This is a genomic window from Dermatobacter hominis (assembly GCF_020715685.1).
Taxonomy (GTDB): Bacteria; Actinomycetota; Acidimicrobiia; order Acidimicrobiales; family Microtrichaceae; genus Dermatobacter; species Dermatobacter hominis.
Map to the genome: position 1 here is coordinate 384,742 of NZ_CP085840.1, position 25,899 is coordinate 410,640.

33 protein-coding genes and 1 pseudogene are annotated in these 25,899 nt (G+C 68.9%); 18 read left to right on the plus strand and 16 right to left on the minus strand.

The window, feature by feature from the left end; translation table 11 throughout:
* Window positions 1-85: 85 nt before the first annotated feature.
* The 7 genes from LH044_RS01820 to LH044_RS01850 all read left to right on the plus strand — a co-directional run bounded on the left by LH044_RS01820 (window position 86) and on the right by LH044_RS01850 (window position 7,400).
* Window positions 86-619 carry a DUF6932 family protein gene (locus tag LH044_RS01820; protein WP_374210577.1) on the plus strand — a complete coding sequence of 178 codons (534 nt, stop codon included), beginning with the start codon at window positions 86-88 and terminating at the stop codon, window positions 617-619.
* The gene (locus LH044_RS01825) at window positions 616-1,629 is read left to right on the plus strand and encodes a hypothetical protein (RefSeq protein WP_227758089.1); all 1,014 of its coding nucleotides are present in this window, start codon (window positions 616-618) and stop codon (window positions 1,627-1,629) included. The genes LH044_RS01820 and LH044_RS01825 overlap by 4 nt, the downstream gene beginning before the upstream one ends.
* 941 nt (window positions 1,630-2,570) lie before the next feature.
* Entirely contained in the window at window positions 2,571-2,822 is a 252-nt protein-coding gene (locus tag LH044_RS01830; RefSeq protein WP_227758090.1) for a hypothetical protein, read from the plus strand.
* 45 nt (window positions 2,823-2,867) lie between these two features.
* Window positions 2,868-3,077 (plus strand): hypothetical protein, encoded by a 210-nt coding sequence (locus LH044_RS01835; protein WP_227758091.1) that lies wholly within the window; start codon window positions 2,868-2,870, stop codon window positions 3,075-3,077.
* A gap of 287 nt (window positions 3,078-3,364) precedes the next feature.
* Entirely contained in the window at window positions 3,365-3,910 is a 546-nt protein-coding gene (locus LH044_RS01840) for a pyridoxamine 5'-phosphate oxidase family protein (RefSeq protein WP_227758092.1), read from the plus strand.
* 335 nt (window positions 3,911-4,245) lie between these two features.
* The gene (locus LH044_RS01845) at window positions 4,246-4,599 is read left to right on the plus strand and encodes a hypothetical protein (protein ID WP_227758093.1); all 354 of its coding nucleotides are present in this window, start codon (window positions 4,246-4,248) and stop codon (window positions 4,597-4,599) included.
* Between the two features lie 380 nt (window positions 4,600-4,979).
* Window positions 4,980-7,400 (plus strand): RCC1 domain-containing protein, encoded by a 2,421-nt coding sequence (locus LH044_RS01850; RefSeq protein WP_227758094.1) that lies wholly within the window; start codon window positions 4,980-4,982, stop codon window positions 7,398-7,400.
* Between the two features lie 273 nt (window positions 7,401-7,673).
* On the opposite strand, the gene LH044_RS01855 is transcribed toward LH044_RS01850, so the two are convergent.
* Window positions 7,674-8,153: a hypothetical protein gene (locus tag LH044_RS01855; RefSeq protein WP_227758095.1), complete on the minus strand. Its 480-nt coding sequence runs from the start codon at window positions 8,151-8,153 to the stop codon at window positions 7,674-7,676.
* A gap of 467 nt (window positions 8,154-8,620) precedes the next feature.
* Between LH044_RS01855 and LH044_RS01860 the strand changes: the two are divergent.
* Window positions 8,621-9,671 (plus strand): annotated as a pseudogene (locus LH044_RS01860) (IS110 family RNA-guided transposase).
* A gap of 21 nt (window positions 9,672-9,692) precedes the next feature.
* Here the strand turns inward: LH044_RS01860 and LH044_RS01865 are convergent.
* Together LH044_RS01865 and LH044_RS01870 are read right to left on the minus strand one after the other, a co-directional pair.
* On the minus strand, window positions 9,693-10,505 hold the full coding sequence (locus tag LH044_RS01865; protein ID WP_227758097.1) for a hypothetical protein: 813 nt from the start codon (window positions 10,503-10,505) through the stop codon (window positions 9,693-9,695).
* A 317-nt stretch (window positions 10,506-10,822) separates the two neighbouring features.
* Window positions 10,823-11,134 (minus strand): hypothetical protein, encoded by a 312-nt coding sequence (locus tag LH044_RS01870; RefSeq protein WP_227758098.1) that lies wholly within the window; start codon window positions 11,132-11,134, stop codon window positions 10,823-10,825.
* 150 nt (window positions 11,135-11,284) lie between these two features.
* On the opposite strand from LH044_RS01870, the gene LH044_RS01875 reads away from it, so the two are divergent.
* The 5 genes from LH044_RS01875 to LH044_RS01895 all read left to right on the plus strand — a co-directional run bounded on the left by LH044_RS01875 (window position 11,285) and on the right by LH044_RS01895 (window position 14,309).
* On the plus strand, window positions 11,285-11,533 hold the full coding sequence (locus LH044_RS01875) for a hypothetical protein (RefSeq protein ID WP_227758099.1): 249 nt from the start codon (window positions 11,285-11,287) through the stop codon (window positions 11,531-11,533).
* Between the two features lie 22 nt (window positions 11,534-11,555).
* Window positions 11,556-12,320, plus strand: coding sequence for a hypothetical protein (locus LH044_RS01880; protein ID WP_227758100.1), 765 nt, complete (start codon window positions 11,556-11,558; stop codon window positions 12,318-12,320).
* A gap of 121 nt (window positions 12,321-12,441) precedes the next feature.
* On the plus strand, window positions 12,442-12,804 hold the full coding sequence (locus tag LH044_RS01885) for a hypothetical protein (RefSeq protein WP_227758101.1): 363 nt from the start codon (window positions 12,442-12,444) through the stop codon (window positions 12,802-12,804).
* Between the two features lie 387 nt (window positions 12,805-13,191).
* A complete protein-coding gene (locus LH044_RS01890; protein ID WP_227758102.1) occupies window positions 13,192-13,560 on the plus strand; it encodes a hypothetical protein in 369 nt (122 codons plus the stop codon).
* 320 nt (window positions 13,561-13,880) lie between these two features.
* Window positions 13,881-14,309 (plus strand): hypothetical protein, encoded by a 429-nt coding sequence (locus tag LH044_RS01895; protein ID WP_227758103.1) that lies wholly within the window; start codon window positions 13,881-13,883, stop codon window positions 14,307-14,309.
* Between the two features lie 69 nt (window positions 14,310-14,378).
* Here LH044_RS01895 and LH044_RS01900 read toward each other — a convergent pair whose 3' ends face one another.
* The 5 genes from LH044_RS01900 to LH044_RS01920 all read right to left on the minus strand — a co-directional run bounded on the left by LH044_RS01900 (window position 14,379) and on the right by LH044_RS01920 (window position 15,859).
* A complete protein-coding gene (locus LH044_RS01900) occupies window positions 14,379-14,771 on the minus strand; it encodes a type II toxin-antitoxin system death-on-curing family toxin (RefSeq protein WP_227758104.1) in 393 nt (130 codons plus the stop codon).
* Entirely contained in the window at window positions 14,768-14,971 is a 204-nt protein-coding gene (locus tag LH044_RS01905; protein ID WP_227758105.1) for a hypothetical protein, read from the minus strand. The genes LH044_RS01900 and LH044_RS01905 overlap by 4 nt, the downstream gene beginning before the upstream one ends.
* Before the next feature lie 121 nt (window positions 14,972-15,092).
* Window positions 15,093-15,263 (minus strand): hypothetical protein, encoded by a 171-nt coding sequence (locus LH044_RS01910; RefSeq protein WP_227758106.1) that lies wholly within the window; start codon window positions 15,261-15,263, stop codon window positions 15,093-15,095.
* Between the two features lie 3 nt (window positions 15,264-15,266).
* Window positions 15,267-15,494: a hypothetical protein gene (locus LH044_RS01915; RefSeq protein ID WP_227758107.1), complete on the minus strand. Its 228-nt coding sequence runs from the start codon at window positions 15,492-15,494 to the stop codon at window positions 15,267-15,269.
* Window positions 15,495-15,568: 74 nt separating this feature from the next.
* Window positions 15,569-15,859, minus strand: coding sequence for a hypothetical protein (locus LH044_RS01920; RefSeq protein ID WP_227758108.1), 291 nt, complete (start codon window positions 15,857-15,859; stop codon window positions 15,569-15,571).
* Between the two features lie 333 nt (window positions 15,860-16,192).
* Between LH044_RS01920 and LH044_RS01925 the strand changes: the two genes are divergently transcribed.
* On the plus strand, window positions 16,193-16,831 hold the full coding sequence (locus LH044_RS01925) for a class I SAM-dependent methyltransferase (protein WP_227758109.1): 639 nt from the start codon (window positions 16,193-16,195) through the stop codon (window positions 16,829-16,831).
* 73 nt (window positions 16,832-16,904) lie between these two features.
* Here the strand turns inward: LH044_RS01925 and LH044_RS01930 are convergent, their stop codons facing one another.
* Window positions 16,905-17,219, minus strand: a complete 315-nt coding sequence (locus LH044_RS01930) for a hypothetical protein (protein WP_227758110.1) — start codon at window positions 17,217-17,219, stop codon at window positions 16,905-16,907.
* Between LH044_RS01930 and LH044_RS01935 the strand changes: the two genes are divergently transcribed.
* Complete coding sequence (locus tag LH044_RS01935; protein WP_227758111.1) at window positions 17,218-17,385, plus strand: hypothetical protein; 168 nt, start codon at window positions 17,218-17,220, stop codon at window positions 17,383-17,385. The genes LH044_RS01930 and LH044_RS01935 overlap by 2 nt on opposite strands.
* A 173-nt stretch (window positions 17,386-17,558) precedes the next feature.
* Entirely contained in the window at window positions 17,559-18,020 is a 462-nt protein-coding gene (locus LH044_RS01940; protein WP_227758112.1) for a hypothetical protein, read from the plus strand.
* On the opposite strand, the gene LH044_RS01945 is transcribed toward LH044_RS01940, so the two are convergent.
* From LH044_RS01945 to LH044_RS01960, 4 genes are all read right to left on the minus strand, one after another.
* Window positions 18,010-19,341 carry a DUF2254 domain-containing protein gene (locus LH044_RS01945; RefSeq protein ID WP_227758113.1) on the minus strand — a complete coding sequence of 444 codons (1,332 nt, stop codon included), beginning with the start codon at window positions 19,339-19,341 and terminating at the stop codon, window positions 18,010-18,012. The genes LH044_RS01940 and LH044_RS01945 overlap by 11 nt on opposite strands.
* Window positions 19,341-20,543, minus strand: a complete 1,203-nt coding sequence (locus LH044_RS01950) for a zinc-dependent alcohol dehydrogenase (protein WP_227758114.1) — start codon at window positions 20,541-20,543, stop codon at window positions 19,341-19,343. The genes LH044_RS01945 and LH044_RS01950 overlap by 1 nt, the downstream gene beginning before the upstream one ends.
* Window positions 20,540-21,322: an SRPBCC family protein gene (locus tag LH044_RS01955; protein ID WP_227758115.1), complete on the minus strand. Its 783-nt coding sequence runs from the start codon at window positions 21,320-21,322 to the stop codon at window positions 20,540-20,542. The genes LH044_RS01950 and LH044_RS01955 overlap by 4 nt, the downstream gene beginning before the upstream one ends.
* Before the next feature lie 320 nt (window positions 21,323-21,642).
* Window positions 21,643-22,407 carry a hypothetical protein gene (locus LH044_RS01960; RefSeq protein WP_227758116.1) on the minus strand — a complete coding sequence of 255 codons (765 nt, stop codon included), beginning with the start codon at window positions 22,405-22,407 and terminating at the stop codon, window positions 21,643-21,645.
* 118 nt (window positions 22,408-22,525) lie between these two features.
* Between LH044_RS01960 and LH044_RS01965 the strand changes: the two genes are divergently transcribed.
* A complete protein-coding gene (locus LH044_RS01965) occupies window positions 22,526-23,182 on the plus strand; it encodes a maleylpyruvate isomerase family mycothiol-dependent enzyme (protein WP_227758117.1) in 657 nt (218 codons plus the stop codon).
* On the opposite strand, the gene LH044_RS01970 is transcribed toward LH044_RS01965, so the two are convergent.
* The 3 genes from LH044_RS01970 to LH044_RS01980 form a co-directional block, all read right to left on the minus strand.
* On the minus strand, window positions 23,137-23,829 hold the full coding sequence (locus LH044_RS01970) for a class I SAM-dependent DNA methyltransferase (RefSeq protein ID WP_227758118.1): 693 nt from the start codon (window positions 23,827-23,829) through the stop codon (window positions 23,137-23,139). The genes LH044_RS01965 and LH044_RS01970 overlap by 46 nt on opposite strands.
* 70 nt (window positions 23,830-23,899) lie before the next feature.
* The gene (locus tag LH044_RS01975; protein WP_227758119.1) at window positions 23,900-24,571 is read right to left on the minus strand and encodes an anti-sigma factor family protein; all 672 of its coding nucleotides are present in this window, start codon (window positions 24,569-24,571) and stop codon (window positions 23,900-23,902) included.
* A complete protein-coding gene (locus LH044_RS01980; RefSeq protein ID WP_227758120.1) occupies window positions 24,564-25,184 on the minus strand; it encodes an RNA polymerase sigma factor in 621 nt (206 codons plus the stop codon). Before LH044_RS01980 ends, LH044_RS01975 begins: the two co-directional genes overlap by 8 nt.
* A gap of 121 nt (window positions 25,185-25,305) precedes the next feature.
* Here LH044_RS01980 and LH044_RS01985 point away from each other — a divergent pair, with 121 nt between their 5' ends.
* On the plus strand, window positions 25,306-25,875 hold the full coding sequence (locus LH044_RS01985; RefSeq protein WP_227758121.1) for a COG4315 family predicted lipoprotein: 570 nt from the start codon (window positions 25,306-25,308) through the stop codon (window positions 25,873-25,875).
* Window positions 25,876-25,899 lie beyond the last annotated feature (24 nt).

Consider the following 25,899-nt stretch of genomic DNA (forward strand, 5'->3'; position numbering starts at 1 on the left):
GATCGGGTTGCTGCCAGACAGGAGGGGATCGAAGGTGCCGACAACTGCTCTCGACGCCGTGCGTAGCGCGGTCGAGGTAGGCCAGATGCCACCGCCGGGGCGGTACAGGTGCCCGCTCACCGATGTTCGGTCCGTCTTCGTAGACTCGGCTTGGGCGAGTCTCAGCACCACGAGGGTGGAGATCTGGTCCCACTTCGAATCCGTCACTCAACTGTTCGAGCGGATTGCGCCCGGCCTCGCCACGCACGCCTGGTTGGGCGGGTCATTCATCTCGCCCAAGGTCGACCCTGACGACATCGACGTAACGTATCTGCTTGACGGAAAGGTCTACGACACGCTTTCGGCCACGAAGCAAGGCAAGGTGAAGCGATTGTCAGCCCGCCAGGGAAGTGTTTCTGCACTTCGTCATCACAAGGGTTTGCGCGTCGACTGCTTCACGTTTGTCACTCGCCTGGTTGCCATGCCGTGGGGAAGTCTGGATGCGGATGAGGCCGACTACTTCAGCAAGCGCGGCTTATGGGACGACTGGTGGCAACGCGAGCGGAGCGGGCCGAAGGGGTCCGACCCGGTTGAGCACGATGCCGTCCCGCGTCGTGGCTATCTGGAGGTCGCGCTGTGAGCTCGCCGGATGATGAAGCCATCGATGATCTGTACGACTGGCTCGGTGAACCTGATCCCGGCGAAGACTTGAGCGCGGTCGCGATCAACCGCTCGTCGATTGAGGCCCTCGGTCTTAGTGCGAGCACCACTCTCGGCGGAACGTGGGACCACTTCGACCCGACGGACGCACACTCTGTTGCAAAGGTGCGAATGACGGGGGACGCCGTCGTTCAAAACGCTGCTCCCGTACGAGTTGCGGCGCCAGCATTGACAACGTTGCAGGAGCTGATCTCGGCGATCGCTATGGCTAGGCGCGGCAAGCGCAACCTCAGTGGATTCGTTCCCGCGGCTATTCGAGACCTGACAGACCTATTCTTCGTTCCAATCCCGCGTCCGGGCTCGGTGGTTTTTGATCTAGTCGGACCTGGCCGGTCGGACGAGGCGGCGCAAATTCCCGGGGTCACTGCCAGCCTGCCAACCGAGGCAGACGCGGCCGTAGAGCAACTGGTGAACCTGCTTGCAGCAAGCGGCGAGGGTCCGGGTGAATCCCGGGTGGCCCTCGGTAACTCGTTGGTCAACCTCGGTCCGCGAGTCTCAACCCAGCTCCGCAGACTGGCCGCGTTCCCGACAACCGCCGGATTGAACCTAGAGATCGCTTGGAAGGCCACGAGCGGAGCCACTGTCAAGGGCCGGCTCGGAGCGAACGAGGCCAACGTCATCATGGACGTAATCACCGAGACTCGTTCTTCGGCGGAGATTCAGATTCTCGAAGGCGAACTCGTAACCGTTAGCAGTGTGAATCCTCTGGCGTTGCGGTTGCGCGATGGTCGGACCATCTCCGTGGCGCCCGCCGAACCCGAGATGCCGGGGCAGCTCGCCCGCTACTTCAACAGATGGGTCACGGCCGTCCTCGAGGTGGAAGTGACTACTCATCCGGTGAGCGGGCGAGCCAGCCGGCAATACACGCTCGTGTCTGTCGACCCGGACCTGTTCACCTCAGCGCCCGACGAGGACTCAGAAGACGGCTGACCTCCTAAAGCAGCGATCGGCGAAAAGGACCACGATTGGGACTAGCACCGGCCTAGTTCAGATCGCGGCTGACCTCGTGTTCCAGCATGCGCACGGCTTCGTCCAAGGCGGCCATCTGCTCTACAAGCACACCGAGCGCCCGGTCGAACTTGGCTTCGTCGAGAAAGCCGGCGCCCCATGCGGCGCTCAGGCCCCTCGAGCTCGCTCCGCATCTGGCCCGCCTTGGCCCACGCCAAGGCGGCGATTCGGCGCGGGGCGCTGACGTCCTCCATCAGCGCATCGTCTGCGTATGTCATGTGCTTCCTCCCCTGATCGGTGTGTCGGGAGGGTAGGGGGCGCGGGCTCGTATAGGCATCTAGGCATGAATGCGCATGGCGCATGCACCCAAGGGCAGCCCGTGCCACGAAACGTGCCACGGATCCGGCAATCAGGCGGCGTCAACGGCCACCACGGCTTGCGAGAACGCACATATGACGCGGGATGAGCGCCCATGACGGCGAATCGGCAGACCTGGGGGTCAAGAGGTCGGGAGTTCGAATCTCCCCAGCCCGACGGTCCAGAACCCCTGCATCGCAGGGGTTCTGCCGCGTTTCGGGCGCTGGCGCCGGTGATGGACCCGGCCTGCACGACCGGTGCCTCCCGAGTACCACACCAGCATCCAGTGGTCACGCCGTACTGGGGAGGGGGTCGGGAAGCTGTGTCGGCATCTGCGGGATCCGCCGCCCTGCCTGGGAGCACCATTGCTCCCAGGACTTGTGGGTCGGACCGCCCGTCCAAGGCAGACACGTTGGGCGTACCCACCCCCACCGAGAGACGAACCCACATGTGATCACGGAGTGCCACATCGGGACGAGCACTCGCCGTGTTCCGATCAGCCAAGCGAGGGGCCACGAGCTCGCAAGTGCTGAGCACGACTCGTCGCCCTCGGTCATCCTGATTCCATGGGTGACGACGAACGAGTGCCGATCGAGCAAGTCCTCCCAGGCTTCAAGCTCCACAGGCTCGACGAGGGGTGGACGCCCCTGCAGGCATTCGTCCTGGTCAAGAGCCTCGACGAGGACGGTGACGTGGCCTGGTCGTTCAGGACGTCGGAGCCGTTGAACCTCGAAGAGCTGCTCGGCGCACTCAGCGTCCAGGTCGAGCTCTTGAGGCAGAAGCTGGTCCAGCAGTGGGAGGACGGAGGCGAGGAGTAGGCGTGCGTGGGCGGCACCTGTCTCGGCAGCGCGCGGATTCCTACGATGGCGATCGTGGAACCGGACCGACGACCCAAGTGCGGGCGATGCGGAGAGGTCGTCACTGCCGTCGACGATCCTGTGCCCCTGCTAGGCGTGGAGATGCTCACGGTGTTCGGTCGCACCTCGATGGTCGAGGTCGAGCGCCTCTACCACCGGCGTTGCGTGCCGCCGGGCGGGGAGTGGGCATCAGTCACGGGAGAGCCATCGACCTGATCACCATCGTGGTGCGGGTCAGGGAGACGCGACGGGCGGCCGATCCAGTCGAGCCGTGAGCGTTCGGGAGTGCGACCCTCCGGACGTCGCAACGACAAGAATCGGCACTTCTCACCGTCGACAGAGGACGGCGTGACCTCGTCTTGCGTGGGTTCGCATCCAGGGTCTGCCGTGATCTTCGCCGATGACTGTCGCCTCTCAGTCAGGCATACCGCTCCGACGCCACGCCGGAGTCGACACGGCATCGAGGTGAGCGCACCCCATCCCGAGGACCCCGTGCCGACAGCGTGGCAGGGCCCACGCTCGCCACGGCCGCAGACGGCTATAACGGCGGCATGCCCGACGTTCAGCGCCCGGCGATGTCCGACTACGGCGTGCCCGTCGACCTGGCCGGTGCGCTCCCGTTCGAGTGGGCCCGCGAGCGGCTGGCGGCCAACCGCAACTACTGGGTCGTCACGGTCGACCCGGCGGGTCGCCCGCACTCCACGCCGGTGTGGGGCTTGTGGCACACCGACGACACGTTCTGGTTCTCGTGTGCCGCGAGCGCTCTCAAAGCGCGCAACCTCCGCGCCAACCCGCATGCGGTGGTCACCACCCACGACACCGTTGAGTTCGTCTCCGTCGAGGGCGTGGCTGCCGAACTGGCCCCGCCGCCCGACGTCGCCCGGGCGTGGGCCGAGAAGTACGACGAGAGCGGCGACCCGGCGAAGGTGGCCGAGTCGATCGAGTTCTTCGTCGGGCACGCGGCTTTCAGGGTCAGCCCGCGCAAGGCGCTCGGCATGATCGAGCGCGAGGAAGAGTTCGCCGAGAAGGCCACCCGCTGGGTCTGGTGACGCGTTTGGGCGATGGCACTCAGCACGATAACTCTCCCTACCGCCGGAACTGTGCCGATGTCCCGCCGGCGCTCGTTCAAGCAAGCGGAATCGATCCGGCACTACCTCCCGCTTCTGGATCTCTACGAACCCGAGAACCCGGTCGCCGCTGTCGTGAACGCGACTCGTACTTGTCTTGGGTTCGGAGTTGACCGCCTGTTGACAGCCGCGGGTCAACGTGAGCGGGACTGCACCCGCAGCGCCTTGGGAGAGGAAGCCCCATGCTCCAGACCGACCCGGCCACCCCACTGACCCCGCGCGCCCGCTGGCGCCGCCGAACACGGAGGGCGGCAGTCGTGGCCGTGGTCGGTCTGGCGGCGGGGCTGCTCGCCGCGTGCGCCCCACCTCCCGACGGGGGCCCGGTCCCCTACGGCTGCTACCACGCGATCGGCAACGTGAACGCAGACGACGTGCTGTACGGGCCGAAGAACACCCACGACAACGCGATGTACTACTCGTCGCGAGACGGGTCTTGCACGGGGACCATCACGCAGCACCACACCTGGGTCGAGGGCCCGGTCGACTGGAGCATCGTGGGGCCGCTGTGCGCGGCGGCCGCCGGTGGGACGACCGGCGCGCAGAACCTGAATTACATCTACATCTTCTACGGCTACGGCAAGGACCCCTACATCCTGTGGGAGTGCTACTGACTGCGTCGGTTGACGCAAGAACGGTGCGACCACTGCCTGTGGTCGTTCGTCGCAGCGGCGTAGGGCATCAGCCGGAGAAGGCTTCCGGCGGATCGGTGCCCAGCCGGCATTACCTACCAGTTGCGCGGACCAGGTTGTTCGTGTCTGTTCGTCGGACATCGGCGCGGAGACCTGCAGGGGTACATCACCGCCCTATGTTCTCGATGCGCGCGCCGACCGAGCTCGGGCCCTCAAGCGCCTCCCGCCGACCGCTCATGCGGCGCCCGACGAACCAGCGTCGTAAAGGCCGGGTCCGTCGGCTTTGCACGGTCCGCCCGTAGCCTGAGCTTCGGACGTGGAGGGAGAGCGGGATGCAACGAGTTGCGGGTTGGGCGGTGGCCGTGGCCGTTGTGGTGGTCGTGGCCGGGTGCTCGCCGCCGGCCAGCGCTCCTCCGCCCGAGCCTGACGTCGACCCGCCGAGGCTGATCCTGCCGAGCGGCATGTGGCTGACGACGGCCGATCCGTCGGGCCGCACCGTCATCTACGACGCCCACGCTGTCGACACGGATGGCAGCCCGGTACGGATGAGATGCACCCCGGAGTCGGGAGACTGGTTCCCGGTGGGCACCTCCACTGTGGACTGCGCAGCGATCGATCCTGCAGCGAACACAACAGAGGGCCAGTTCGAGGTGCGGGTTTCGTTGGATAGCTCGCGCTCCGTGGGCGTGTCGAGCGCCGGCGACCACGCGTGCGCAGTGCGGGACGGAGGCGTCTGGTGCTGGGGAGAGCAGCTCTCGCGCACTTCACCGCTGCAGACCTTCGTGCCTCGCGCTGTGCCGGGCCCCTCCGATGCGACCGACGTTGCAGTTGGCGGGTCACACGCCTGTGAGCTGACCTCGCGCGCCACCGTGCGGTGCTGGGGCTACAACGGCGACGGTGCGCTCGGGACCGGAGGCGCCGACTCGAGCGTGCCGGTCGACGTCGCCGGGCTCGCGGGCGTGACGTCGATCGCAGCAGGCGAGGTCCACTCCTGCGCAGCGATCGCAGACGGGACCGTGCGGTGCTGGGGATCGAACTTCAGCGGTCAGCTCGGCACGGGCAGCACTACGAACGCGAGCCGCCCCACCCCGGTCCCCGGCATCACCGACGCCGTGGCAATCGCCGCCGGCGGACGGGCCACGTGTGTCGTCCACGCTGGCGGCGGAGTGTCCTGCTGGGGATCCGGCGGCACCTACCAGCTGGGACCTGACAACGCGACCCGCGTCCTGTCTCCGCGCCTGATCCCCGGCATCAGCGATGCCCGAGCTTTGGCCGTTGGTGCCGGCGGCCAGACGTGCGCCGTCACGGCACGCACCACCTTGTCGTGCTGGGGGAGCAACCAGCACGGCCGCCTCGGTGACGGAACCACGCAGTCCCGAGCCGCACCCGTCGACGTGCCCGGAATCAGCGGCGCCGTCGCTGCGGCCGCCGGGCGCGACCAGACCTGCGTGGTGCTCGCTGAGGGCGGCGCTCGGTGCTGGGGCAGCAACTCCCGCGGCCAGCTCGGGAACCGCACCGACGTGTCCTCGACGATCCCGGTCACCGTGACGGGCGTCGGCGACGCCGACTCGATCGCGAGCGGGACGATGTCCGCCTGCGTCCACCGCGTCGACGGCGGCGTGAGCTGCTGGGGCGACAACTCGGTCGGGCAGATCGGGATCGGCGACACGGGTGAGGAGCCCCGACCAGTGCCGGTACCGGGTATCGCCGCGGTCACGGCCGTGGCCATCGGCAACGACCACACGTGCGCTCGCGTCGACGGCGGCGGTGTCCGCTGCTGGGGGAAGAACAACTCAGGTCAGGTCGGCAACGGCACCTTGTACGCCACGCCCGAGAGCCAGCGGCCGGGCGTCGTCGCGGGCCTGTCCGACGCCACCGACGTGTCGGCCGGAACGTGGCACACATGCTCGACCCGTGAGAACGGCATCGTGTCCTGCTGGGGCTACAACGGCGCTGGTCAGCTCGGCATTGGTGTCGACAGCACGAGCTCGCGTTCGGCGGTGCCCGTGGCGGTGCTCGGGATCTCCGACGCTGTCGCGGTCGATGCGGGCGGCGACACGACGTGCACTCTGCGTATCGGAGGCGTCGTCTCCTGCTGGGGCAGGGGCACCTCCGGCCAACTCGGCGACGGGCTGCGGCGCTCGAGCACGACGCCGGTCCAGGTGCGCAACCTGTCCGGGATCACCCAGGTGGCGGTCGCCGGGGGTTTCGTGTGCGCCTTGGCCGGTGACCGGTCCGTATGGTGCTGGGGCGACAACTCCGCCGGCCAGCTGGGCGACAACACGACGACGCAGCGGATCACACCGGTGCAGGTGACGAACATCGGCGATGCGGTGCAGATTGCCGCCTCGGACGGCCACGCATGCGTCCGACACGCAGACGGCACGGTGTCGTGCTGGGGTGACAACTTCCGCGAGCAGCTCGGGACCGGCACGAAGGTCGACTCCCACGTTCCCGTGAAAGTGGCCGGACTGGACGGGGTCGTCTACGTCAGCACCGGGTCTGACACGACCTGCGCGGTGCTGGACGACGGAACCCTGCGGTGTTGGGGGACGAACTTCATGGGTCAGCTCGTCCCCGGCCAGGCTGACGTCCACTCTGGAGTGCCGATTGAGGTGCCGGGCATCACCGACGGCCGCTCGATTGCGGAGGACTGGGCGCACCGCTGCGTGATCACTGGCTCGGGCGGCATCCAGTGCTGGGGTGGGAACTGGGACGGCCAGCTCGGACTCGGCACCGGCACGTCGATCATGCAGGCGACTGCGGTGGTCGGCTGGGACTGACAAGCGCGGCGTGGCCGAGTTGCTCCATGCCCTCTGCGGCCGACCGATCGAGGACGATCGGCGCCCCGTAGTCACGGAAGAGCGCGGTCGTGCGCTGCCATCCGCCGTGTCGCGGCACGGTTCGGCCGATCCGGGAGACGGATCACGACCGTGACTAGGCGGCGGAAGGCTCGCTGACGCGAGTCGGGGGGTCTCGACGGATGACCGCCCGAGACCCCCCGATTCGACTTGTGGATCGCCGGCCTGCTCCGTGGAGGAACCGGCACGTCGTGATTACTTGACCAGCTTGAACAGCGGTGTGAACGACGTGTCGCCGGTCCGCTCGTCGAGGGCGAGGCCGACGGCTTGGCCGTCGACCGGGCCGTTGTCGGCTGCGGTGTCGGCGTAGCCGGCGAGGATGTAGCTGAGGCCGTCGGGGTCCGGCAGGCACTTAGGGTCGCCGGGCACGATGGCCTGGACGACGCCGCCGTTGAGGAACCATGCGTCGTACGCGGTGCCGGCCTCGTCCATATACGGATGCTTGACCAGCTCGACGTCGGCAGCGATGGCGAGCGGCTCGCAGCCGTCCTCCGCCGCGAGCACATCGATCTCGGGCGGCGTGTCGGTCAGCGCGATGGGGTCGCCGTTGGCGTCCTGGCCGACGACAAACGGCCCGCCGCGAACGATCTCGAACTTGTAGCCACGAACCGTCGGCGCCGGTGGGTTCGGCTGGCAGCCGACCGCGACGAGCAGTCCCAACCCCAGCAGGCCCACGGCCGCGAAGGGACGACGAATATTCACAGGGTTCTCTCCCGTTGTTCGGCCGGTCGGTCCGGTCGGGGGACAGTGTGGCAGCGGGATGACCGAAATGCGCGGCTCGAGAGAGGACTTTTGTTGAGCGGCGCTCGGTGTTCAGGCGTCGAACATCGCCCATCGATCAGTGCCCGAGCGGATGTGGCGGCGATGAGCCGGCAGCGATAGTCGGGGTGGGTCATCGATCGTGTTGGTGGTCGATGATGCCGGTGGGGCTCGCAGGGTCGGTCTGACCCGAGATTCCGGCTGACGTCCGTGTTCGGGCTGTCCTCATAGTGAACTGTCGGCCGACGCCTGCGAGCCCTGCTGGTGCACCCACCGGTCGGGCGATCGTGACCTCAGAGGAGCTTGGTGAGAAGCCCCGTCGCTGTCTTGTCCGCCGTCCCGGCAGGTGCGTGCCCTCCCCACCTACCAAGGAGACGAAGGGCATGACCACGATGACAGAAACCCGGGCGCGGATCACCGGCGGTGTCGACACCCACCGCGACGTCCATGTCGCCGCCGCACTCGATGAACGCGGCGCCCTGTTGGGCACCGCCGAGTTCGACGCCACCACCAGCGGCTACCGCAACCTGCTCGATTGGCTCGAAGCCTTCGGTGACGTCGGCCTGGTCGGCGTGGAAGGCACCGGCACCTACGGCGCCGGCCTCACCCGTCACCTCCACGACGCCGGTGTCACCGTGATCGAGGTGGATCGCCCGAACCGGCAACGCCGCCGCCGGGCCGGCAAGTCCGACACCACCGACGCTGTCTCCACCGCACGCGCCGCTCTGTCAGGTGAGGCGTCAACGGCGGCGAAGACCCGAGACGGCAACGTCGAGAAGATCCGAGTGCTGCGCATCGCCCGCCGCTCCATCGTCCGCGAACGGGTCCGGGCCATCAACGCGCTCCGAGCACTCATCGTCACCGCACCGCCAGAGGTCCGTGACCAGCTCAAAGGGCTCACCGCCATCGGTGTCTCCCAGGCCGTCGCCCGGTTCCGGGTCGCGGATCCGACCACCGAAATCGGCGCACTGAAGTACGCGATGCGCTCCCTCGGACGGCGAGCCGAGACGCTGCGAGCCGAGGCCAAGGACCTCAACGCGCTCCTGCGCACCCTGATCGACGACACCGCTCCCGAGCTGTTGGCCCGACCCAACATCGGTGTCGACGCCGCCGGCGCGCTCCTCGTCGCCGCGGGCGACAACCCTGAACGGATGCGGTCCGAGGCATCGTTCGCCAAGCTCTGCGCCGCGGCACCGATGGAAGCCTCCAGCGGCATGGTCACCCGTCACCGACTCTCACGGGCTGGGAACCGGGAAGCGAACGCCGCGCTGTTCACCATCATCATCAACCGGATGGGACGCGACCCCCGCACCCGGGCCTACGTCACCCGCAGACGCGCCGGAAACCCTCTCCAACCTCGAGATCATCCGATGCCTCAAGCGCTACGTCGCCCGCGAGGTCTACCCACTCCTCACCAACGCCTTGACGACATAGAGGAGCTTCACTACTTCCCGGCTACGGCCCGGTGGTGAAACCCTGGTCTCTAGCCTCTGTCTGGAGTTGCTTGTACCGCTCCCATCCGAGGGGCGGCGGCTTCTCGGTCGTGCCGACTGGTCGGGCGAACTTGGTGAGCAACTGATCGACGGTCATGCCAATGGGCGGCTCACCGATGAAGCGGGGGACGCGGGGGTCGAATGGCGGGCTCGTGGTGCCGGTGAGCTGCTCGCCTCGCCGTTTGGCAGCTTCGAACAGGTCGTCGGACGGGTTGATGGGCGACAGGCGGCCGTCGCCAGGCCAGATCGCCAGGATCCCTTCGGGTCCGTTGAACTTGGCCACGTAAAGGTCAGCGTTGTCATCCACCGGAGTGGCTCGGTCGAGGAAGAGCAGGTACTGCGCTTCGCCCTCCATGGCGGTCAGCCGCTCGTACACCCGGTCTTGCGTGCTGGGCGTGCCGTCCAACTGGACGACGACCGCCACCGTGTCGCTCGGCGGTGCGCTCAGGCCGCCGATCACTTCGTCGACGGCGAAGTCCAGTTGCAGATGACCCGGAAGGAGGCCGTCTGGCGTTGGTGCGGCAAGGCGGTGGTGGCCGGCGAGGGTGGCGAGCACCACCGTGTCGCTGTAGTCGCGCAGCTGCGTGTAGTCGTCGTAGTAGTAGATGTAATCGACGACTCCGGTGTTCGACAGGGAGAGGATGTCGCCGGGATTCTGTGGGTAGTCAGGGATCGACGTCGTGGTGGTGGCCGTCGTCTCGACTTCGGTGGGTTCCGGGCTGTCGGCCAGGATGTTCTGGGCATCATCGGAGCATGCAACGGCGGTCACGATCATCAGGGCCGCAAGCAACGCTGCGCGACCGCGTCGCGAGCGACGGCGACGCGACCCCGCCTTGCGAGGCCGGCAGGTTCGACGTTCCATGGGGTCCCCTTCCTCGGGCGCAGCATCCAGGTTGCCTGGTTCGACGACGAAGGCGTCGGCCCGGTTCCCGTCGGTGCCCGCCGCGGGCGATCAGAGGCTGTCGCGGAAAGCGTCCGGTGGGGCGCAGCGCGGTGAGGGCGCAGCCGGCACTTCTTGACCGACGTCGATCCGGACGGTGAAGGATCAGCAGGGCCAGCAGGCCGTGGCGGGGCCGCGTTCGAGGCCCGGGTTCAGCCGGCTTCAGCGGGTTCCGGGACCCTCGCGGCTGGCGCGTGGCGCTGGTGCCGCCACCTAGACCAGAGGGCACACGCGACGAACAACTGCGGAAGCGGCACGAACATCCCGTTCGCGAACTCCAAGCGAAGAACAGCCGAGGCGGCCGCGGCATAACACCAGCGATTCCACCCACCGTTGAGCGCCGCCCACACCAGCCAGCCGAGAGAGGCCAGGTAGGAGCACGCCAATAGGAGCGACACCACGAAGATCCATGCGCCGTCATCGGCTACGACGCCGACGAAGTCCCAAGTCGGGAGCAGATCCATCCCAATCACGGTACCGCCGCGCGCGATCGGGCCCTACCGGTAGCCGGCACTACGCGACGCTCGGCGGGCCTGCGGCCCGTGCTGGCTACCGTGACCTGCATGGAGAGGTCGGGACGGCGGGTGTCACGCGTGGCGTGTCGGAGGCGGTGGATGTCGCTTGCCGCCGTCGGGGTGCTGGGCCTGACTGCGGGGTGTGTGGACTCGACGGCGTCTGACGGCGAGCCGGAGCGACCGACGGCGGCGGTCCCGGCTGGTCCGATCGCTGTGGTGGGTGAGGCCGGCTTCTTCGTGTCCGACGGCGACGGTGAGACGGTGCTCAATCGCATCGCGCAGGACGGGACGATCGACTCGATCGGAGCTGTTCCGGTCGAGGGCTCGGTCGCGGGTGCAGGGCGTTAGCGGCCGGTTGTTGATCACAGGCGTGCACCAGCAGCGACCCGGCGGCTGCACCTCCGACGACTGCGAGGTGCGCCGGTACCAAGCGCTGTGGGTGGCACCGAATGGCAAGGTGCTCGAGTCGACGACACTGCTGGAGCAGCCCGGAGCGGTGCAGGACTCTGACAGCGTCGCGGTCATTGGCGTGGCCTCAGACCGAGCCTGGTTCGCCGTTCCCGGCGCCACCATCACCACCCGCCTCGACTTGGGCGGGCCGGAGAAGCACCCGGAGATCGTCGGCGTCGGGTGCGTGATCAGCGACGACCTCCAGGTCTTCGCTGCGATACCGGGCGACGACTCGGGACCGACAGCAACGGTCACCTACCAAGCGTCGTCGTGGCCCGCTGGGACGCTCATCTCCACCTCGCCGGCCTACAACGTGTCGACCGCCGGCACCTTCACCTGCGGCGACCAGCAGGTCCGTGTGGTCGACGGTGCCGGCGTGCTGGTCGTGACCTACGACGCCGGGCGGGGATGGGCGACCCCAACGGTTGACGCCGCGACCATCGCTGACATTGCCGAGTCGTCGCCCGGTCAACCGCTGCTTGCCCTCGACCGATCAGGACGGGTCTTGAGGTGGGTCAGCGATCACTTCGAGCCCACCGTTGTCCAGTTCAGCGCCGCACAGGCCAGCAGTTCGTCCCTATACGCCGGAGCCAACACGACCGCCGTCGCAGGGTGCCTCAACGGCGCCCGCGACGAACCGAACGAGTCCGACTCGTCACCTCGTGCGATCTGCAAGGTGGAGTAGGCCCCGCACGCGTGGGCCGCTGCGCACCACGACGCAGTGCCGGCATTACTCACCACCCATTCGATCGCACGCCGCTGTGCGACTGACCAAGGTCGACCGATGTTTCGGTACCCTCCCGCTCATGGCGGCGTCGTTCGTGTTCGAGTGCGGTCACCGCAGGGCCGTGGCCGCCGCCCTCCGCTGGGCGGCCCTGATCGCATCCGTGGCCGCCACCTTCTACTTGTCGATTCCGGTGTCGGCGTACTGGCTCTGGGTTGCAGACAGCGCCTTCCGAGGTATCCGTGAGGCTGCGCACCCTCCCCTGGGACTCGTGGCGGTGGCGATGGCGCTCCTGCCGCTCGTCGGTGGAGTCGGTAGCTGGATCTGGTGCAACCGGACACGTAGCTGGTCCCGTGTGACGCGCTCGGCCGTGTCGTTCTGCGCCGTGGTTGCGACCTCCGTTGTCACGGCCATTGCCGCAGCGTTCGTGCAACTGCCGTTCTGATCGCCTACAGGCGCACCAGATCCGCGGCCACGTCACTCGGTGGAGCACCGGCATTATCCGCACTCGCGGCGATACACCTCGCGTCAGAATCGGCCTATGCGAGAGGCGCGTCCAACTGAAGCGCAACGTTTCGTTCTCCGTCGGGCCGCCGAGGCGGGTGTCGTACTCGACTACGTGTTGGTGTCCCACGGTCGACACGAATCGCCGTCGGAGGGGCTGCACCGAGAGGCGCTTCGTGTCGGACTGACAGCTGCGTCCGCACGCAGGGAGTGCTCGGCCGCTATCGGCCACCACCGGGCCGCTGGCCGTCAGGTCAGCGTTGAGACGTTCTATGGCTGGAACTTCGATCCATCGACTCGCCGCCTCCGAATGCCAGCGTCGCCCCCGGTGATGCTCGCCTTGCAGCAACGCGGCAGGAAGGAGTTGCCGGGTTTCGGGCCCTTTCAGTGGGCGGATGACGACGACCCGGACCACGCCTTCTTCGTCGCCGACGAGATGCTGCATGCGTACGCCCACGGGTTCGTGGACCCGCCGCACTCGATCCGCTTGACCCCTCGAGCGACGCAGGAGCTCTTTCTGGAGATCGACGACTTGCTGCTCGGGTCGCCCATGCTGGGGACAGAGATCTGGTGGTGGGACGGAGGAGAGTGGGCGGAGTACTTCGATGCGGGTCTCGAGTGGTGGGGTGCGTGGGCTGCAACGATTCGTACGTCGGCAACGACGCTCACCGTGGTGTGTGCAAGCACGACCGATTGAGCGACCGGCAATCCGGTGCACTAACTGCGCACTACATCCGCCCCCGCTCAGCTTGCATCCGGCACTTCATGCCGGATGGATGACCTGTTGCGTAGGCTCGATGTGAACCAGGTCTACCGTTGATGAGAGGCAGTCGGTCTGTGCCAGAGATGGCGACCTGTCGGCCGGATTCTCGTTCGTGACCCGATCACGCTGGTCGGTCTGCCAAAGCCGGAGCGGTCGTCCACATCGGCTGCAGCTGCCGTCCAGAACGGGACGACACACCTGGACCAGGGGAGAGGAACCCGATGAAACGAACTGCCCGTGTGGCCGTTCTGGCCGTGACCACCCTGCTCGTGGTCGGTGCCTGCAGCAGCGACAGCGACACGTCACCGACGACAGTCGCGGAGGCGCCCACCACGACGGGGCTCGAACTCCCGTGCACTGACGCCGACCCGGCCGATGTTGCCGCGATTGCCGGGGTACTCAAAGGCGATGCGCGAGCCCTCAGCGAGGCCTACACCTACAACGACGGCCCGTACCGCGTCGTGATGGCCGACGTGCTCGACGATCAGGGTGAGCGGCTCGAGAGCGCCGAGACGTGGGTGTTCATCAACGGCGGCCTGCGTGCTGTGTCGAGCGACGCCGCCGACCTGAGCATGGTCAGCAAGCTGAGGATCGAGGACGAGAACGGGTTTCGGACCGTCACCGGCTACGACGTGTTTGAGGTCGGGTCGGCGCTGGGCCTCGGCTGCCGGGCCAAGGGCTGACCGTCACGGACTCGGTCCCTGTATCCGGCACTTCATGCCCGGTCTGGTCACGGGCGATGTTCGGGGCGGTCATGAGTGAGGTCGGTGCGGTTGCTCGAGCCGACGTGCGATCTCGTCGATGGTCGGAGCGGACGACGCGACCGCCCACACGAGGTCGAACACCTCGTCGTTCGTCGCGTGGGCCACGGTCGCGTCGTTGATCTCGAGGAACACCGCAGTGGCGAGCCATCCGAGGCGCTTGTTGCCGTCGACGAGTGCATGGTTGTTGACCACGGACTGCAGTAGCGCGGCTGCTTTCGCCCACACCGTCTGATAGGCATCCTCGCCGCCGGCGGTGGTCTGAGGGCGGGCGACGGCTGATCCAAGGAGGCCGACGTCGCGAAGCGGCGGCGGGTCGCCGAGGAGGCGTCGAGCGAGTTCGAGGAGATCGTCGAGGTCGAGGAACTCGACCGGATCGCTCACTTCCCGAGACGCTCGATCGCGTCCGCGTGGACGTCGAGGATCCTCTCCGTCGCGGTCGACACGCGAGCTCGGTGCTCGCTCTTCGAGAGGTAGTCCCGGATGGCCTTGCGGGCCGCGTCCTGCATGGAGATGCCTTCCGCGGCTGCGCGCTCCCGGAGGGCGTCCTGGTCCGCCTGATCGAGCCGAAGTGTCATGGCCATGCACCGATGGTATCAATGTGATACCAGTCAGGTGCAGAGTCTTCAGCAATCGCGGAGTCGTGAGAGATCAGAGCCTCCCGGGCGGCCAGCCAGCACTACATGTCGGTCTGTTCCGCCGGAGTCAGCCCGACGGCTGCTGCGGCGACACGTAGTAGGCGCCGACGGCGAGACCGAGTTGCGCGAACGTGAACGCTGCGACGGTCAGCCCGCTCGCGGCAGCCGAGAATCGCTGGTGGGGTGGACCCGCCGTGACGACCAGTCCGGTCACGTAGATGGCGAGCCCTCCGATCAAGGTCTACCAGATGATCGTGTAGTCGCCGCCGCTCTTCGCGAACTCGAACTGGTCCTCCAAGTCGCTGATGTGCAGCGCGACGACAAGCGGCCCAATCAACGCGACGAGACCGTTGAAGACTGCGCCGATGGCGACGTAGAGGGGGACACTGTCAAACGCCTCGCCGTGATCGCCGCGTAGAACGACCTCCCGGGCGCCCTGCTTGCCCGTACTTGGCTCGGCCCTCCCCACAACACGAGTTGAACACGACGGCCCGGTCCGACACGAGCGCTACGGCTGCCAACTGATGTGGAGGACAGCCGGCACTACTCGTATGTGGCGATGTCGATGCCCGCCTTGCGGAGCGCCTCCACGATCGACCCGACGATCTCATCCGGCGGAGCCAACGGGTCTTCTCTCATGGCCGGGTTCTCTGAGGGCGTCACCGAGCTGTCGATGAGGAACATGTCGGGCGCTCCCAGCACGATGCGGGGCGAATCGAGCACGTTCAGGTGATCCCGCACGGTTCCCCGATCCATTGGCGACGAGCGGCCCGGGAAGCGGTTGGAGTAGTAGACGCGGTACAGCCCGAGGAAGGGGATCTGCTCGACGAACACGACAACCTCGTGCTCTGCGTCCAACGGCCGTCTGAACAAGCCCCAACGGCCGGCGAACCCCGCTGAGCGCAGGACGCTGGTCAACGTGGACCGAACTTGTTCGTGTTTGGCTGTCCCAGCACTCATCCTGGCTGAACGGTACGCGCAGGTGCGCTGCGTCGACAGAAGTGCAGACATCGAAGCCCCGGGCGGGGGCCACTGCCGCCTCTCCTGGAGGCCGGACAAGGGCCACTACCTGCCGGGGAGCAGAACCGGCATGACGAGCCGCAGGAGCGCTGCGTTCCGCACGGTCGTCTGCGGATGTCGAGGACGTGCGACGGATAGCGTCCGCTCGTGCCGGCTCCCCAGTGGTTCTTCCGCTTCATGTACGACCGGGAGAGCTCGGCCTGGGAACGACGACGCGACGAGCCGGCGCACCGTGAACTGGTGGAGAAGGTCGCCGATGGACTTGCGTCCGTGGTGCCACGGCCTGGACCGGTGGTCGACCTCGGCTGCGGTCCCGGCGCGCACGCCCTCGCGCTCGCGCGGCGCGGCTACGACGTGGTCGGGCTCGACGGATCTCCTCGCATCGTCGAGGTGGCGCGAGCGCGAGCGGTGCGTGAGCACACGGATGTGGCGTTCGCAGTACATGACGTGGCCGAGTCGCTGCCGTTCGAGGATGCGTCGCTCGGAGGTGCTCTCGCGATCCTCGTCGTGCAGCACCTGGCTCGCCCGGGCTTCTTCATCTCCGAGATCCGTCGGTGCCTCCGGCCGGGAGGCCACCTGCTGATGACCGCTCCGCTTCGGGATCGCGCGCCGCAGACGTCCCAGGGCCTGTACTGGAGGTTCCGCGCCGCCTGCTACAGCCATGTGCCGGGACTCGTGCGCTTCTACGACACGAGATCCTTGAGGCTGCTCATCGAGGGCCACGGTCTGTCCGTGGTCGAGTGCACCACGCAGTCCGGGGGCACGTGGTTGCTGGCTCGAGCATGAGGACCGTGGCGGCATCAGCCCGACGCGGTGGACCGCCGACCGGCCGAGCGGGAACCGCCCCGGATCTGCCCCGTCAGCAGAGCCAGCCGGTCGAACCGAGCTCCATCCAGCCGTAGCTGCTCACCGTGGCGTAGTCGTCCGCGGCAGGGAGGTTGAAGTCACTCGAGCACGCTTGCTGGAGCTCAGCGTCGGTGGGGTTCTCGGCGAAGGTGATCGACAACCCGGGGGATGCTTCGCCGGTACAGGAACCGTCGCCCGACGCGTAGAACACGGAGTTGTAGCCGAACCACTTCTCGACCGCGACCCCGTTCTCGTCAAGCACGGTGTACGTGTACCGCTGCGTCTCGCCCGTGTACTCGAGGTCGTTTCCGCCGAACGTGTTCCGCATGCAGACGGGTGCGGCTGGGGGCCAGCCGGCCGGGACGGACGTACTCGTCGACGTCGTGGTCGTCGTCGACGTGCCCCCACCCACCGGTGACCCGGTGCAACCCGCGGCCGCCAAGATCCCGACCGTCATGCCTGCGGCCGCAGCCGTCTTCAGCCACCTCATCTGATTCCCTCCCGTCGCACGCCCGCATCGCCCGAAGCGGACGCCGGTACACTACTGCTCAACTGTTGAGAAGATCAACACCCTGCTGCGGACCGGCGAGTGGAGGGGAGTCGTCCCCATGGTGGGCAGGGTCGGAGCACTCTTACGTTGGCACCCGGGAGCAACGAAGGAGGGGCCATGGTTGATCGTCGTGTCGTGGTGTCGGGGGTCGGCGCAGCGATCGTGGCACTGTTGCTGTCAGCGTGCGGGTCGAGCCCGCTCCTGCCGCCCGCCCTCGGGCTGACCTCGCCCTACCAGGGCTCGTCGGTGCTCGATCCGCTGTCGCCGACAGGGGCCCAGGTGGCGAAGGTCCGGGTGTGCTCCCTGGCCGGTGGCCCGCTGGCCGTCGACGTCCACAGCCCCGCGCCCGACAGCAACACCGGTCTCTCGGTCCACGCCAACTCGACCGACCTCGAGACCACTGGCGACGTCGAGGCCGCGCGGCTGATCGAGTTCGTGCAGATCCAGGCGATCGGCGCGGACACCCACCTCGAATCGGAACGAGCGATGCGGCCGGGGGAGTGCGCCAACGTGCTCATCGCCAGCGCGCAGTACTTCGACTTCGTCGGGAAGCCGTTCACCTTCACGATCACCTGGTAGCCGAGCGCGCGTGACTCGACTCGTGGGCTGGGCGCCGGTCGTTCCACGTGCGGTCCTCGGGACCGGTGAGGTCCAGCCCTGAGCCGATGCCCTGGGCGTCAGCGGTGAGCGCCGCACGCCGGTCCTCCTCGTCGTCGTAGTGCCGATGCACGGCGGTTGCGAGCAGGCGGAGCTCTCGGTCGAGGGGCGCCTGGCGCTCCGGCGGAGCCACCGTCTTGATGTCCTCGAGCGCGGCCACGAGGCGACGGGTGACCTGTGGCGACTCCGTGCTCGCGAGCCGGATCTCGTCGAACGCGAGACGGACGTAGGCATCCCAGGTGGTGGCGCGGACCACGAGCCGGACGTGTCCGTCCTCGTCGCGGTGGAGGCCGGATGGGAACCGCCGCGCGGCCAGCTGCCGAAGGCCGTCGTGGAGCCGGTCGATCGCCTGGACGCAGGTCGTCGGGTCGTCGAACGGCTGGGCCACCGACCGCACGGCGATGTCGACGAGCTTGCGGAACCCGTAGGCCCCATCGTCGGCATGGGTCCGTTCGGAGCCGAGCACGACCATTCGTGCGACCGCGGCGTGGTCGACCGGGGTGGGGTCTCCGTGGATGCGGAACAGCGGCGCTCCCGCCGGGACGAAGTCGCCCATGGCGGGGAGCAGCTCGAGGACGCAGTCGGCGTGCCGAGCTGCGGCGACGAGTCGGGCATCGAGGACCCGGACGACGGCTCCCGGGTCGGGAGCGGCCACGACGTCGGGCGCCCGGCCGTCGTCGCTCCGGGGATCGGCCGGGTACTGCTGGTCGAACTGCTTGCGGCTGTTGTCGCCGACGAGGTCGATCAGACCGCCCGCCCTGAGGTGCTGGCCGGCGTGCTGCACGAACAGGAACAGTCCGGCGATGCTCGCCAGCATGAGGACCCCGGCGATGACCACCGACAGGCCTGGTACCGAGCCGCTCTGGTCGTCGACATCTCTCATGACGAGCAGCGCGTACACGAACGTGGCCCCGAAGAGCCCGATGGCGAGCTGGCTGCGCCGGTCGTTGAGCAGTGCCGACACGATGCGCGGTGAGAACTGGCCCATCGCGAGCTGGACGGCGACGGTCGTGACGGTGAGCACGAGGCTGCCCAGTGTGATCGTCGCCGTCGCAACGGTGCTGAGGAAGGTCTGGACCGCTGTGGGGGTGCCCGTCAGCCGGGGCGAGACGAGGCCGTCGTCGTACGCCCTGTCGATCGCGAGCGTCGCGATCGACAGGGCGACGCCTCCGAGCACGCAGAGGAGCGGGACCAGCCACAACGCCGATCGCACCCAGCGCGTCAGGCGGTGGCCGTGCAGCATCAGGTGCCTGAGGTGGCGTGGTGTCCGTTCGGGCTGAGGACGACCTTGGTGCAGTCGTCCTCCTTGTGCTTGAACGTCTCGTACGCGGCCGGCGCGTCGTCCAGCGGGAGCCGGTGGCTGATGACGAAGCTCGGGTCGATCTCGCCACGCTCGACGCGCTCGAGGAGCGGACGCATGTAGCGGTGCACGTGGCACTGCCCGCTCCTCATCGTGAGGCCGCGGTTCATGAACGAACCCATCGGGAACTTGTCGATCAGGCCTCCGTAGACGCCGATCACGGAGAGGGTGCCGCCGTTGCGGCAGCTCGTGATCATCTGGCGCAGGACGTGGGGCCGGTCGGTCTCCATGCGCATGGCCTGCTTGACCCGGTCGTACGCCTGGATCGGGGCGGACCCGTGGTGGGCCTCCATGCCCACTGCGTCGATGCAGGCGTCCGGGCCCCGACCGCCGGTCATCTCCTTGAGCGCTTCGTTGACGTCGGTGTCCTCGTAGTTGATGGTCTCGACACCGGTCTTGGCGGCAGCGCGCTCGAGCCGGTAGGGGAAGCGGTCGATCGCGATGACGCGATCGGCGCCGAGCAGGAACGCGCTGGCCATCGCGAACATGCCGACGGGACCGGCGCCCCAGACGGCGATGACGTCGCCGCCCTTGATGTCGCAGAACTCGGCGCCCATGTAGCCCGTCGGGAAGATGTCGGACAGGAAGAGCACCTGTTCGTCGGGAAGGGCGTCGTCCTCGATCTTCAGCGGGCCCACGTCCGCGAACGGCACCCGCGCGTACTCGGCCTGCCCACCGGCGAACCCACCGGTGAGGTGCGAGTAGCCGAAGATGCCCGAGGTCGGGAACCCGAACATCTTCTCGGCGAGGGCGGCGTTCGGGTTGGTGTTCTCGCACAAGGACGTGAGGCCGCGCTGACACGCGTTGCACGCGCCGCACGCGATCGGGAACGGGACGACCACGCGGTCCCCGACGCTCAGGTTGGACACGCCGGAACCCGTCTCGACGACATGACCCATGAACTCGTGTCCGAGGATGTCGCCGCTCTTCATCGTCGGGATGTATCCGTCGTACAGGTGCAGGTCGGAACCGCAGACGGCGGTCGACGTGATCTCGACGATCGCGTCGCGTTCGTTCAGGATCTTCGGGTCGGGCACGTCGCGGACCTCGACCTTGTTGGGGGACACCCAGCAGTTCGCCTTCATCGGTGTCCTCCGACCGTCTCGAGCTCCCGATCGGTCAAGGGCTGCGCCGCCCGTTGCCTCGAGAACCGCTTCACCTGGCTGCCCGCCGGGTTGGCCTCGGAGTAGACGATCTCCCCGGTCTCGAGGATCTGCTTCACGTGGCGCAGGTCGTCGCGGACCTGCTGCCCGGGGTCCTCCCCGAACAGCTTCGCTGCGAGTTGGCCGGCGCTCCCCGCGGGCACGTCGACGTCGAGGCTCACGACGATCTCCGTCCCCTGTTCGCCCGGGGCCTCGTTGAACTCGACCATCCCCGTGTTGGCGACGGGCGTCGTTCCCTCGGACTGCCACGCGATGACCGACGAGGGCACGTCCTCGGTGACGACCGCATCCCACTCGACCGAGCTGCCCGCAGGTCCCTTCGCCCTCCAGTGCGAGTGCTGGTCGTCCTGCGTCTCCACCGACTCGAGGTGCTGCATGAACCTCGGCAGGTTCGTGAAGTCGCGCCAGAAGGCGTACACCTCGTCCGGCGGTCGACTGATCGTGATCGCTGCGCGTGTCTGCATGGTGGTCCTCTCGTTCATGTCATCTCGCCGGCCGGCGCCGATGAGGTCGATGGTCGTCACCGCGAGCACCGCCGCCGTCGCGAGCGACGTCCGCGATCGGCTGGTCGACGATCGGAGTGACGTCGTCAGCAGCCCGAGGTCGGTGATGTCGCCCGCCACCCGTGCCTTCATCCAGCCGGGCTCGTTCGAGTGCGTCAGGAGGCCCCCCGCCGCGGCGAGCTCCCGAACTCCGACCATGCGCTGTCCCCAGCGCCGGGCACCGCCGGGCGGTATGCCGCAGATCCGGTTGACGACGTCCGGACCGAGCAACTGGAAGGTCCCCAGACCGAGGCTGAACCACCCCATGCCGGTCCGGAGACGACGCACGCTGGGAAGGGAAGCGAGGTTCGACATCGGCGTGATCCCATCTGACGAGGCGGGCAGTCCCCTAACCGGCGCGCCATCGGCCAGACCACTTCTCTTCCTCGGCCGTCAGCCGGTGCACGATCGGGCCGGAGGCCCGCTCCTGTCAGGCGCCGGACCCGCACCGATGGGGGCGGCGTCGCCCGGCGAACGGGTCAGCGGCGATCGAGGAGGGCCGAGGTGATCTCGCGGTAGCGGGCGACCGGGATGAGGTGGACGCCGTCGAACCCCTCGGTCGCAGCGATGGCATCGATGAGGTCGGCGGCGAAGGCGACACCGGCGTCGGGGTCCCGGTCGACCATCTCCACGAGGTGCGGAGGGACGGCGAGCTGCGGCACGTCGGCGGACAGCTTGCGGGCCATGCGCGCCGAGGGGATCACCATGACGCCTGCGTAGATGTCGCCGGCGAACTCGATGCCCTGCCGCCAGGTGGCGAGGGCGTCCGCCGAGTAGGACACCTGCACGTACCAGGTGTCCGCCTCGTGCTTCCACGGTCGGACGTCGCCGAGTCCGCACGAGACGCCGATCCGGAGGGGCCAGCGTTGCTCGGTGGAGAACTCGCGGGCGAGGTCGATCATCTTGCGGACGGTGAGGTCGTCGGAGCGGCCGCCGGTCTCGGGCCGGTCCCCGTAGACGAAGAGCATCTCGCTGACCCCGTACGCCGCCGCGGTGAGCAGGTCCCGTCGGAAGCCGAGGACGTTGCGGTCCCGGGCGTTCACGCAGGCGATGGCCCGGCCCCCCATGAGGTCGACCTCGTGGGCGACCGCGATGGACGAGACCGTGGCCCGACCGATGTGGTTGTCGGGGATGAGGAACCGTGTCGCGACCGGAGCGAGCACGCCGACCTGGTGGCGGACCTTCATGAGATCGGGTCGCGTCGCCGGTTCGACCTCACAGATCAGCTCGAAGGTGCCGTCCACCCCTCCGAACCTACCGGCGAGGCGTCGGAGCCAACAGCGATCGAGCGATGATCGACCCGGACCGCCGGTCCGCGACGCGCGCACGAACCGGCCGTGCGGCCTCCGCGATGATGGCGGAGTGACGACACCCGGCCTCGGCGAGCACTACCTCCAGGTCCGACGGCGTGTCGACGCGCTCCTCCGGGACCAGTCGGAGGATCGCTGGCGCCGTCCGGTCCCGGCGTGTCCCGGCTGGCAGGTCCGCGACGTGCTCGCCCACCTGTACGGCAACGTCGAGGACGGCGCGGCCGGTCGCATCACGGGAGTGCCCGACGCTCGGCTCACGGACGAGCAGGTCGAGCGCCATCGCGCCGACCCGCCGCTCGCGCTGCTCGACGGCTGGGCCGAGGTCGCGCCCCTCATGGCCGAGGCGATCGAGCGCGGCGACATCTGGCCGGCGCTCATCGACGCGGTCGCGCACGAGCACGACATCCGCGGTGCGCTCGGCGAACCGGGGGCACGGGACGACCCGGTGGTGGTCGCGATCGCCGGGGTGCTCGCGGACGGCCTCGTCGGTTCGGCGCCCTCGTTGCGGATCGAGCTCGGATCACGTACCTGCGGGCGGTCCGATGCCGAGCTCGTGCTGGTGACGACGCCGTTCGAGCTGGTCCGGGGCCGGCTCGGGCGCCGGACCATGTCCGAGGTCGCCGCCCTCGACTGGTCGTCGGTCCCGCCCGGCGCAGTGCTCGATCAGTACTTCGTCTTCGGTCCTGCGTCGGTGCCCCTGGGGGAGTGAGCGGTCCTCGGGCGGGCGAGCAGGTACGCCTGGCGCTGGCCGGGCGGACCCACCTCGCCGGGCTCGACCCGTGACGTGATGACGAACCCGGCGTCCAGGAGCTGGCGTTCGACGAGGTCGGCCGAGAGGCGGTGGGCGTCGAGGTCGATGTCGTGTCCGTAAGCGTGCTCGAGCCGCACCCGCTCGTCGCCCACCTGGAACCCGAGCAGGAGGCGCCCGCCCGGGCGGAGGACGCGCGCCAGCTCGCGGTAGACGTCGGGTTGCTCGGCGGGCGCCGTGTGGATCACCGAGTACCAGCACAGGACACCGGCGAGCGCGCCGGCGGCGACGTCGAGGGCGGCGAGCCTGCCGACGTCGAACCGGACCCGGGGGTGGGTGGAGCGGGCGAGCTCGACCATCGCCGGGGACAGGTCGACGCCCGATACCTCGAGTCCCAGGTCACGGAGGAGGCCGGTGAGCCGCCCCGGTCCGCACCCGGCGTCGAGGACCGGCCCACCGCCGTCGGCGAGCACCTCGCCGGCGAACGCCTCGAGCGCGGTGCGCTCCCACGGGTTCTCGTCGAGGAAGTCGTGCAGGAGCGCGGCGTAGTCGGTCGCCACGGTGTCGTACGCGACCTGCGTGCGGCGCTCGTCGGGGGAGAGGTCCACGCCGGCCAGTCGAGCATGCCCGGCCGCGCCGTCCGCGGAGCCCGACAGCCGGTGTGACCGGCCCGGACGGTCAGTCGTCGAGGACGGCGGTCGCGGCCGTCCCGCCACCGACGCGGGTGAGCTCGACCCGGTCGGCGGGCCCGTCCGGGACCGGCACCGTCCACGAGTCGTCCTCACCCCACACCGTCCACGTCCCGACCTCGCGGCGCGTCCCGTCGGCGAGGACGACGTCGCAGCGGTACCGCACCCCGGTCTCGAGGCCGTCGAGCGACACCGTCATCGAGCGCGGCGGGTCGGCGCGCACCGCCACCCGGCCGACCGCCCGACCGTCATCGGCCACGAGAGGGGCTGCAACCTCGGCCGGTCCGCCGGGCCCGTCGTCCCGGACGAGGAGCCCGAGACCGACGACCACGGCGGCGACGACCGCGGCGATCGCGACGGCCGCCGCAGCAGCGGCCCGGCGGCGGGGCGGCGGCGGGTCCGCGGGCGCGGCAGATCCGGACCGACCTGGGGCCCCCATCGCGGCGACCGCCCGCTGCTCGAACCCTGCGGGCGGCTCGACCGACGGGGCGAGCAGCACCAGCCGGTCGGCCGTCGCCGCGAGCTCCACGAGCTCGGCCCGGCACACCGGGCAGCCGGCCAGGTGCGCCTCCAGCCCCGGCACCTCGGCCGGATCGAGGACGCCGAGCGCGACCTCCGCGAGCTCCTCGCGCCGATCCTCGCAGGTGGTCCTCTCAGCCATCTCGACCGTCCTCGACGGGTCCGACGTCGGCGCGGTCGTCGTCGCGGAGCACGTCCCGCAGCCGTCGCAGTCCGTTGCGCAGCCTGGTCTTGGCGGTACCGAGCGGGATGCCCTCGATCGCCGCGACCTCTGCGGCCGTGTGCCCGCCCAGGGTCGCCAGCAGCAGCGCACGCCGCTGCGGCTCCGGGAGGACGGTGAGGCCCCTCCGGACCCGCCCGAGCTCGTCGTCGGCGACGGCGGCGTCGGTGGGGTCCGCCTCCGACGACGGCGGCAGCAGCGGTTGCAGGGCCTGGGGGTCGTACTGGCTCGGGCGGCGGACCCGCAGGGCGTCGATCGCGAGGCGGCGACAGATCGTCAGCAGCCAGGTGCGCACGGACCCGAGGCGCGGGTCGTACGAGCCGGCGTGGCGCCAGGCCCGCTCGAACGTCGACTGCGCGATGTCCTCCGCCAGGCGTCCGTCCCCGCACATCCGCACCGCCAGCCCGAACACCTGGGCCTGGAAGCGGCCGACGAACGCGACGGCGGCCGTCTCGTCCCCCAGGCCCACCGCGGTCAGGAGCGCGGCGTCGTCCAAGAGGTCCACCGAGCTGCGGCGCCGGGACGTGCGGTCCACGTCCGAACACTACGGACGAGGGCCCGATCCGGATGTCGCGACCCACGCAAAATCCCGAGGTGGCCGTCGGCCGTACCCACCTCCGACGATGCCCGTCCCCGACGCCACACCGGAGGCCCCGATGCCACGCACCCACCGCCCAGCCCGCGCGCTGCTCGCGATCCCCCTCCTCCTGCTCGCCGCGGCGGCGCTTGTCGCCTGCGGCGACGACTCGTCCTCGTCGTCCGGGACCACCACCACCGCCGGCTCGAAGGGCGCGTCCACCACGACGTCGGCCGGCGGCGGGGGAGGCGCCGCGGTGTCGGTCGCCGACACCGACCTCGGTCAGGTGCTGGTCGACGCAGAGGGCCGCACGCTCTACGCCTTCACCCCGGACTCGGCGACGAAGAGCGTCTGCACCGGCGGGTGCGCGCAGGCCTGGCCGCCCACCGTTGCGAACGGGACGCCGACCGCCGGCGACGGCGTCACGGCGGAGCTCACCGTGATCACCCGGGACGACGGGACGAAGCAGGTCGCGGCCGACGGCCACCCGCTGTACCAGTACGCCGGCGACACCGCCGCCGGCGAGACCACGGGGCAGGGCTCCGGCGGCACGTGGTACGTCCTGTCGGCCGACGGCTCGCTCGTGAAGTCCGAGGCCGGGGCGCCCTCATCCACGACGACCTCCACCGGCTCCCGGTACGGCTACTGAGACCACCGACCGGCCGGCTGTAAC

What these genes read in the sequence shown, in the direction of transcription:
- LH044_RS01945 (WP_227758113.1), bottom strand. Translation starts at nt 19,341, where the DNA reads ATGCTGCACGGCCACCGCCTGACGCGCTGGGTGCGATCGGCGTTGTGG.
- LH044_RS01875 (WP_227758099.1), top strand. Translation starts at nt 11,285, where the DNA reads ATGTCGCTTGCCGCCGTCGGGGTGCTGGGCCTGACTGCGGGGTGTGTG.
- LH044_RS01905 (WP_227758105.1), bottom strand. Translation starts at nt 14,971, where the DNA reads ATGGCCATGACACTTCGGCTCGATCAGGCGGACCAGGACGCCCTCCGG.
- LH044_RS01830 (WP_227758090.1), top strand. Translation starts at nt 2,571, where the DNA reads ATGGGTGACGACGAACGAGTGCCGATCGAGCAAGTCCTCCCAGGCTTC.
- LH044_RS01975 (WP_227758119.1), bottom strand. Translation starts at nt 24,571, where the DNA reads ATGGCTGAGAGGACCACCTGCGAGGATCGGCGCGAGGAGCTCGCGGAG.
- LH044_RS01955 (WP_227758115.1), bottom strand. Translation starts at nt 21,322, where the DNA reads ATGGTCGGAGTTCGGGAGCTCGCCGCGGCGGGGGGCCTCCTGACGCAC.
- LH044_RS01950 (WP_227758114.1), bottom strand. Translation starts at nt 20,543, where the DNA reads ATGAAGGCGAACTGCTGGGTGTCCCCCAACAAGGTCGAGGTCCGCGAC.
- LH044_RS01885 (WP_227758101.1), top strand. Translation starts at nt 12,442, where the DNA reads ATGGCGGCGTCGTTCGTGTTCGAGTGCGGTCACCGCAGGGCCGTGGCC.
- LH044_RS01835 (WP_227758091.1), top strand. Translation starts at nt 2,868, where the DNA reads ATGGCGATCGTGGAACCGGACCGACGACCCAAGTGCGGGCGATGCGGA.
- LH044_RS01865 (WP_227758097.1), bottom strand. Translation starts at nt 10,505, where the DNA reads ATGATCGTGACCGCCGTTGCATGCTCCGATGATGCCCAGAACATCCTG.
- LH044_RS01820 (WP_374210577.1), top strand. Translation starts at nt 86, where the DNA reads ATGCCACCGCCGGGGCGGTACAGGTGCCCGCTCACCGATGTTCGGTCC.
- LH044_RS01870 (WP_227758098.1), bottom strand. Translation starts at nt 11,134, where the DNA reads ATGGATCTGCTCCCGACTTGGGACTTCGTCGGCGTCGTAGCCGATGAC.
- LH044_RS01935 (WP_227758111.1), top strand. Translation starts at nt 17,218, where the DNA reads ATGCAGACGGGTGCGGCTGGGGGCCAGCCGGCCGGGACGGACGTACTC.
- LH044_RS01930 (WP_227758110.1), bottom strand. Translation starts at nt 17,219, where the DNA reads ATGCGGAACACGTTCGGCGGAAACGACCTCGAGTACACGGGCGAGACG.
- LH044_RS01940 (WP_227758112.1), top strand. Translation starts at nt 17,559, where the DNA reads ATGGTTGATCGTCGTGTCGTGGTGTCGGGGGTCGGCGCAGCGATCGTG.
- LH044_RS01985 (WP_227758121.1), top strand. Translation starts at nt 25,306, where the DNA reads ATGCCACGCACCCACCGCCCAGCCCGCGCGCTGCTCGCGATCCCCCTC.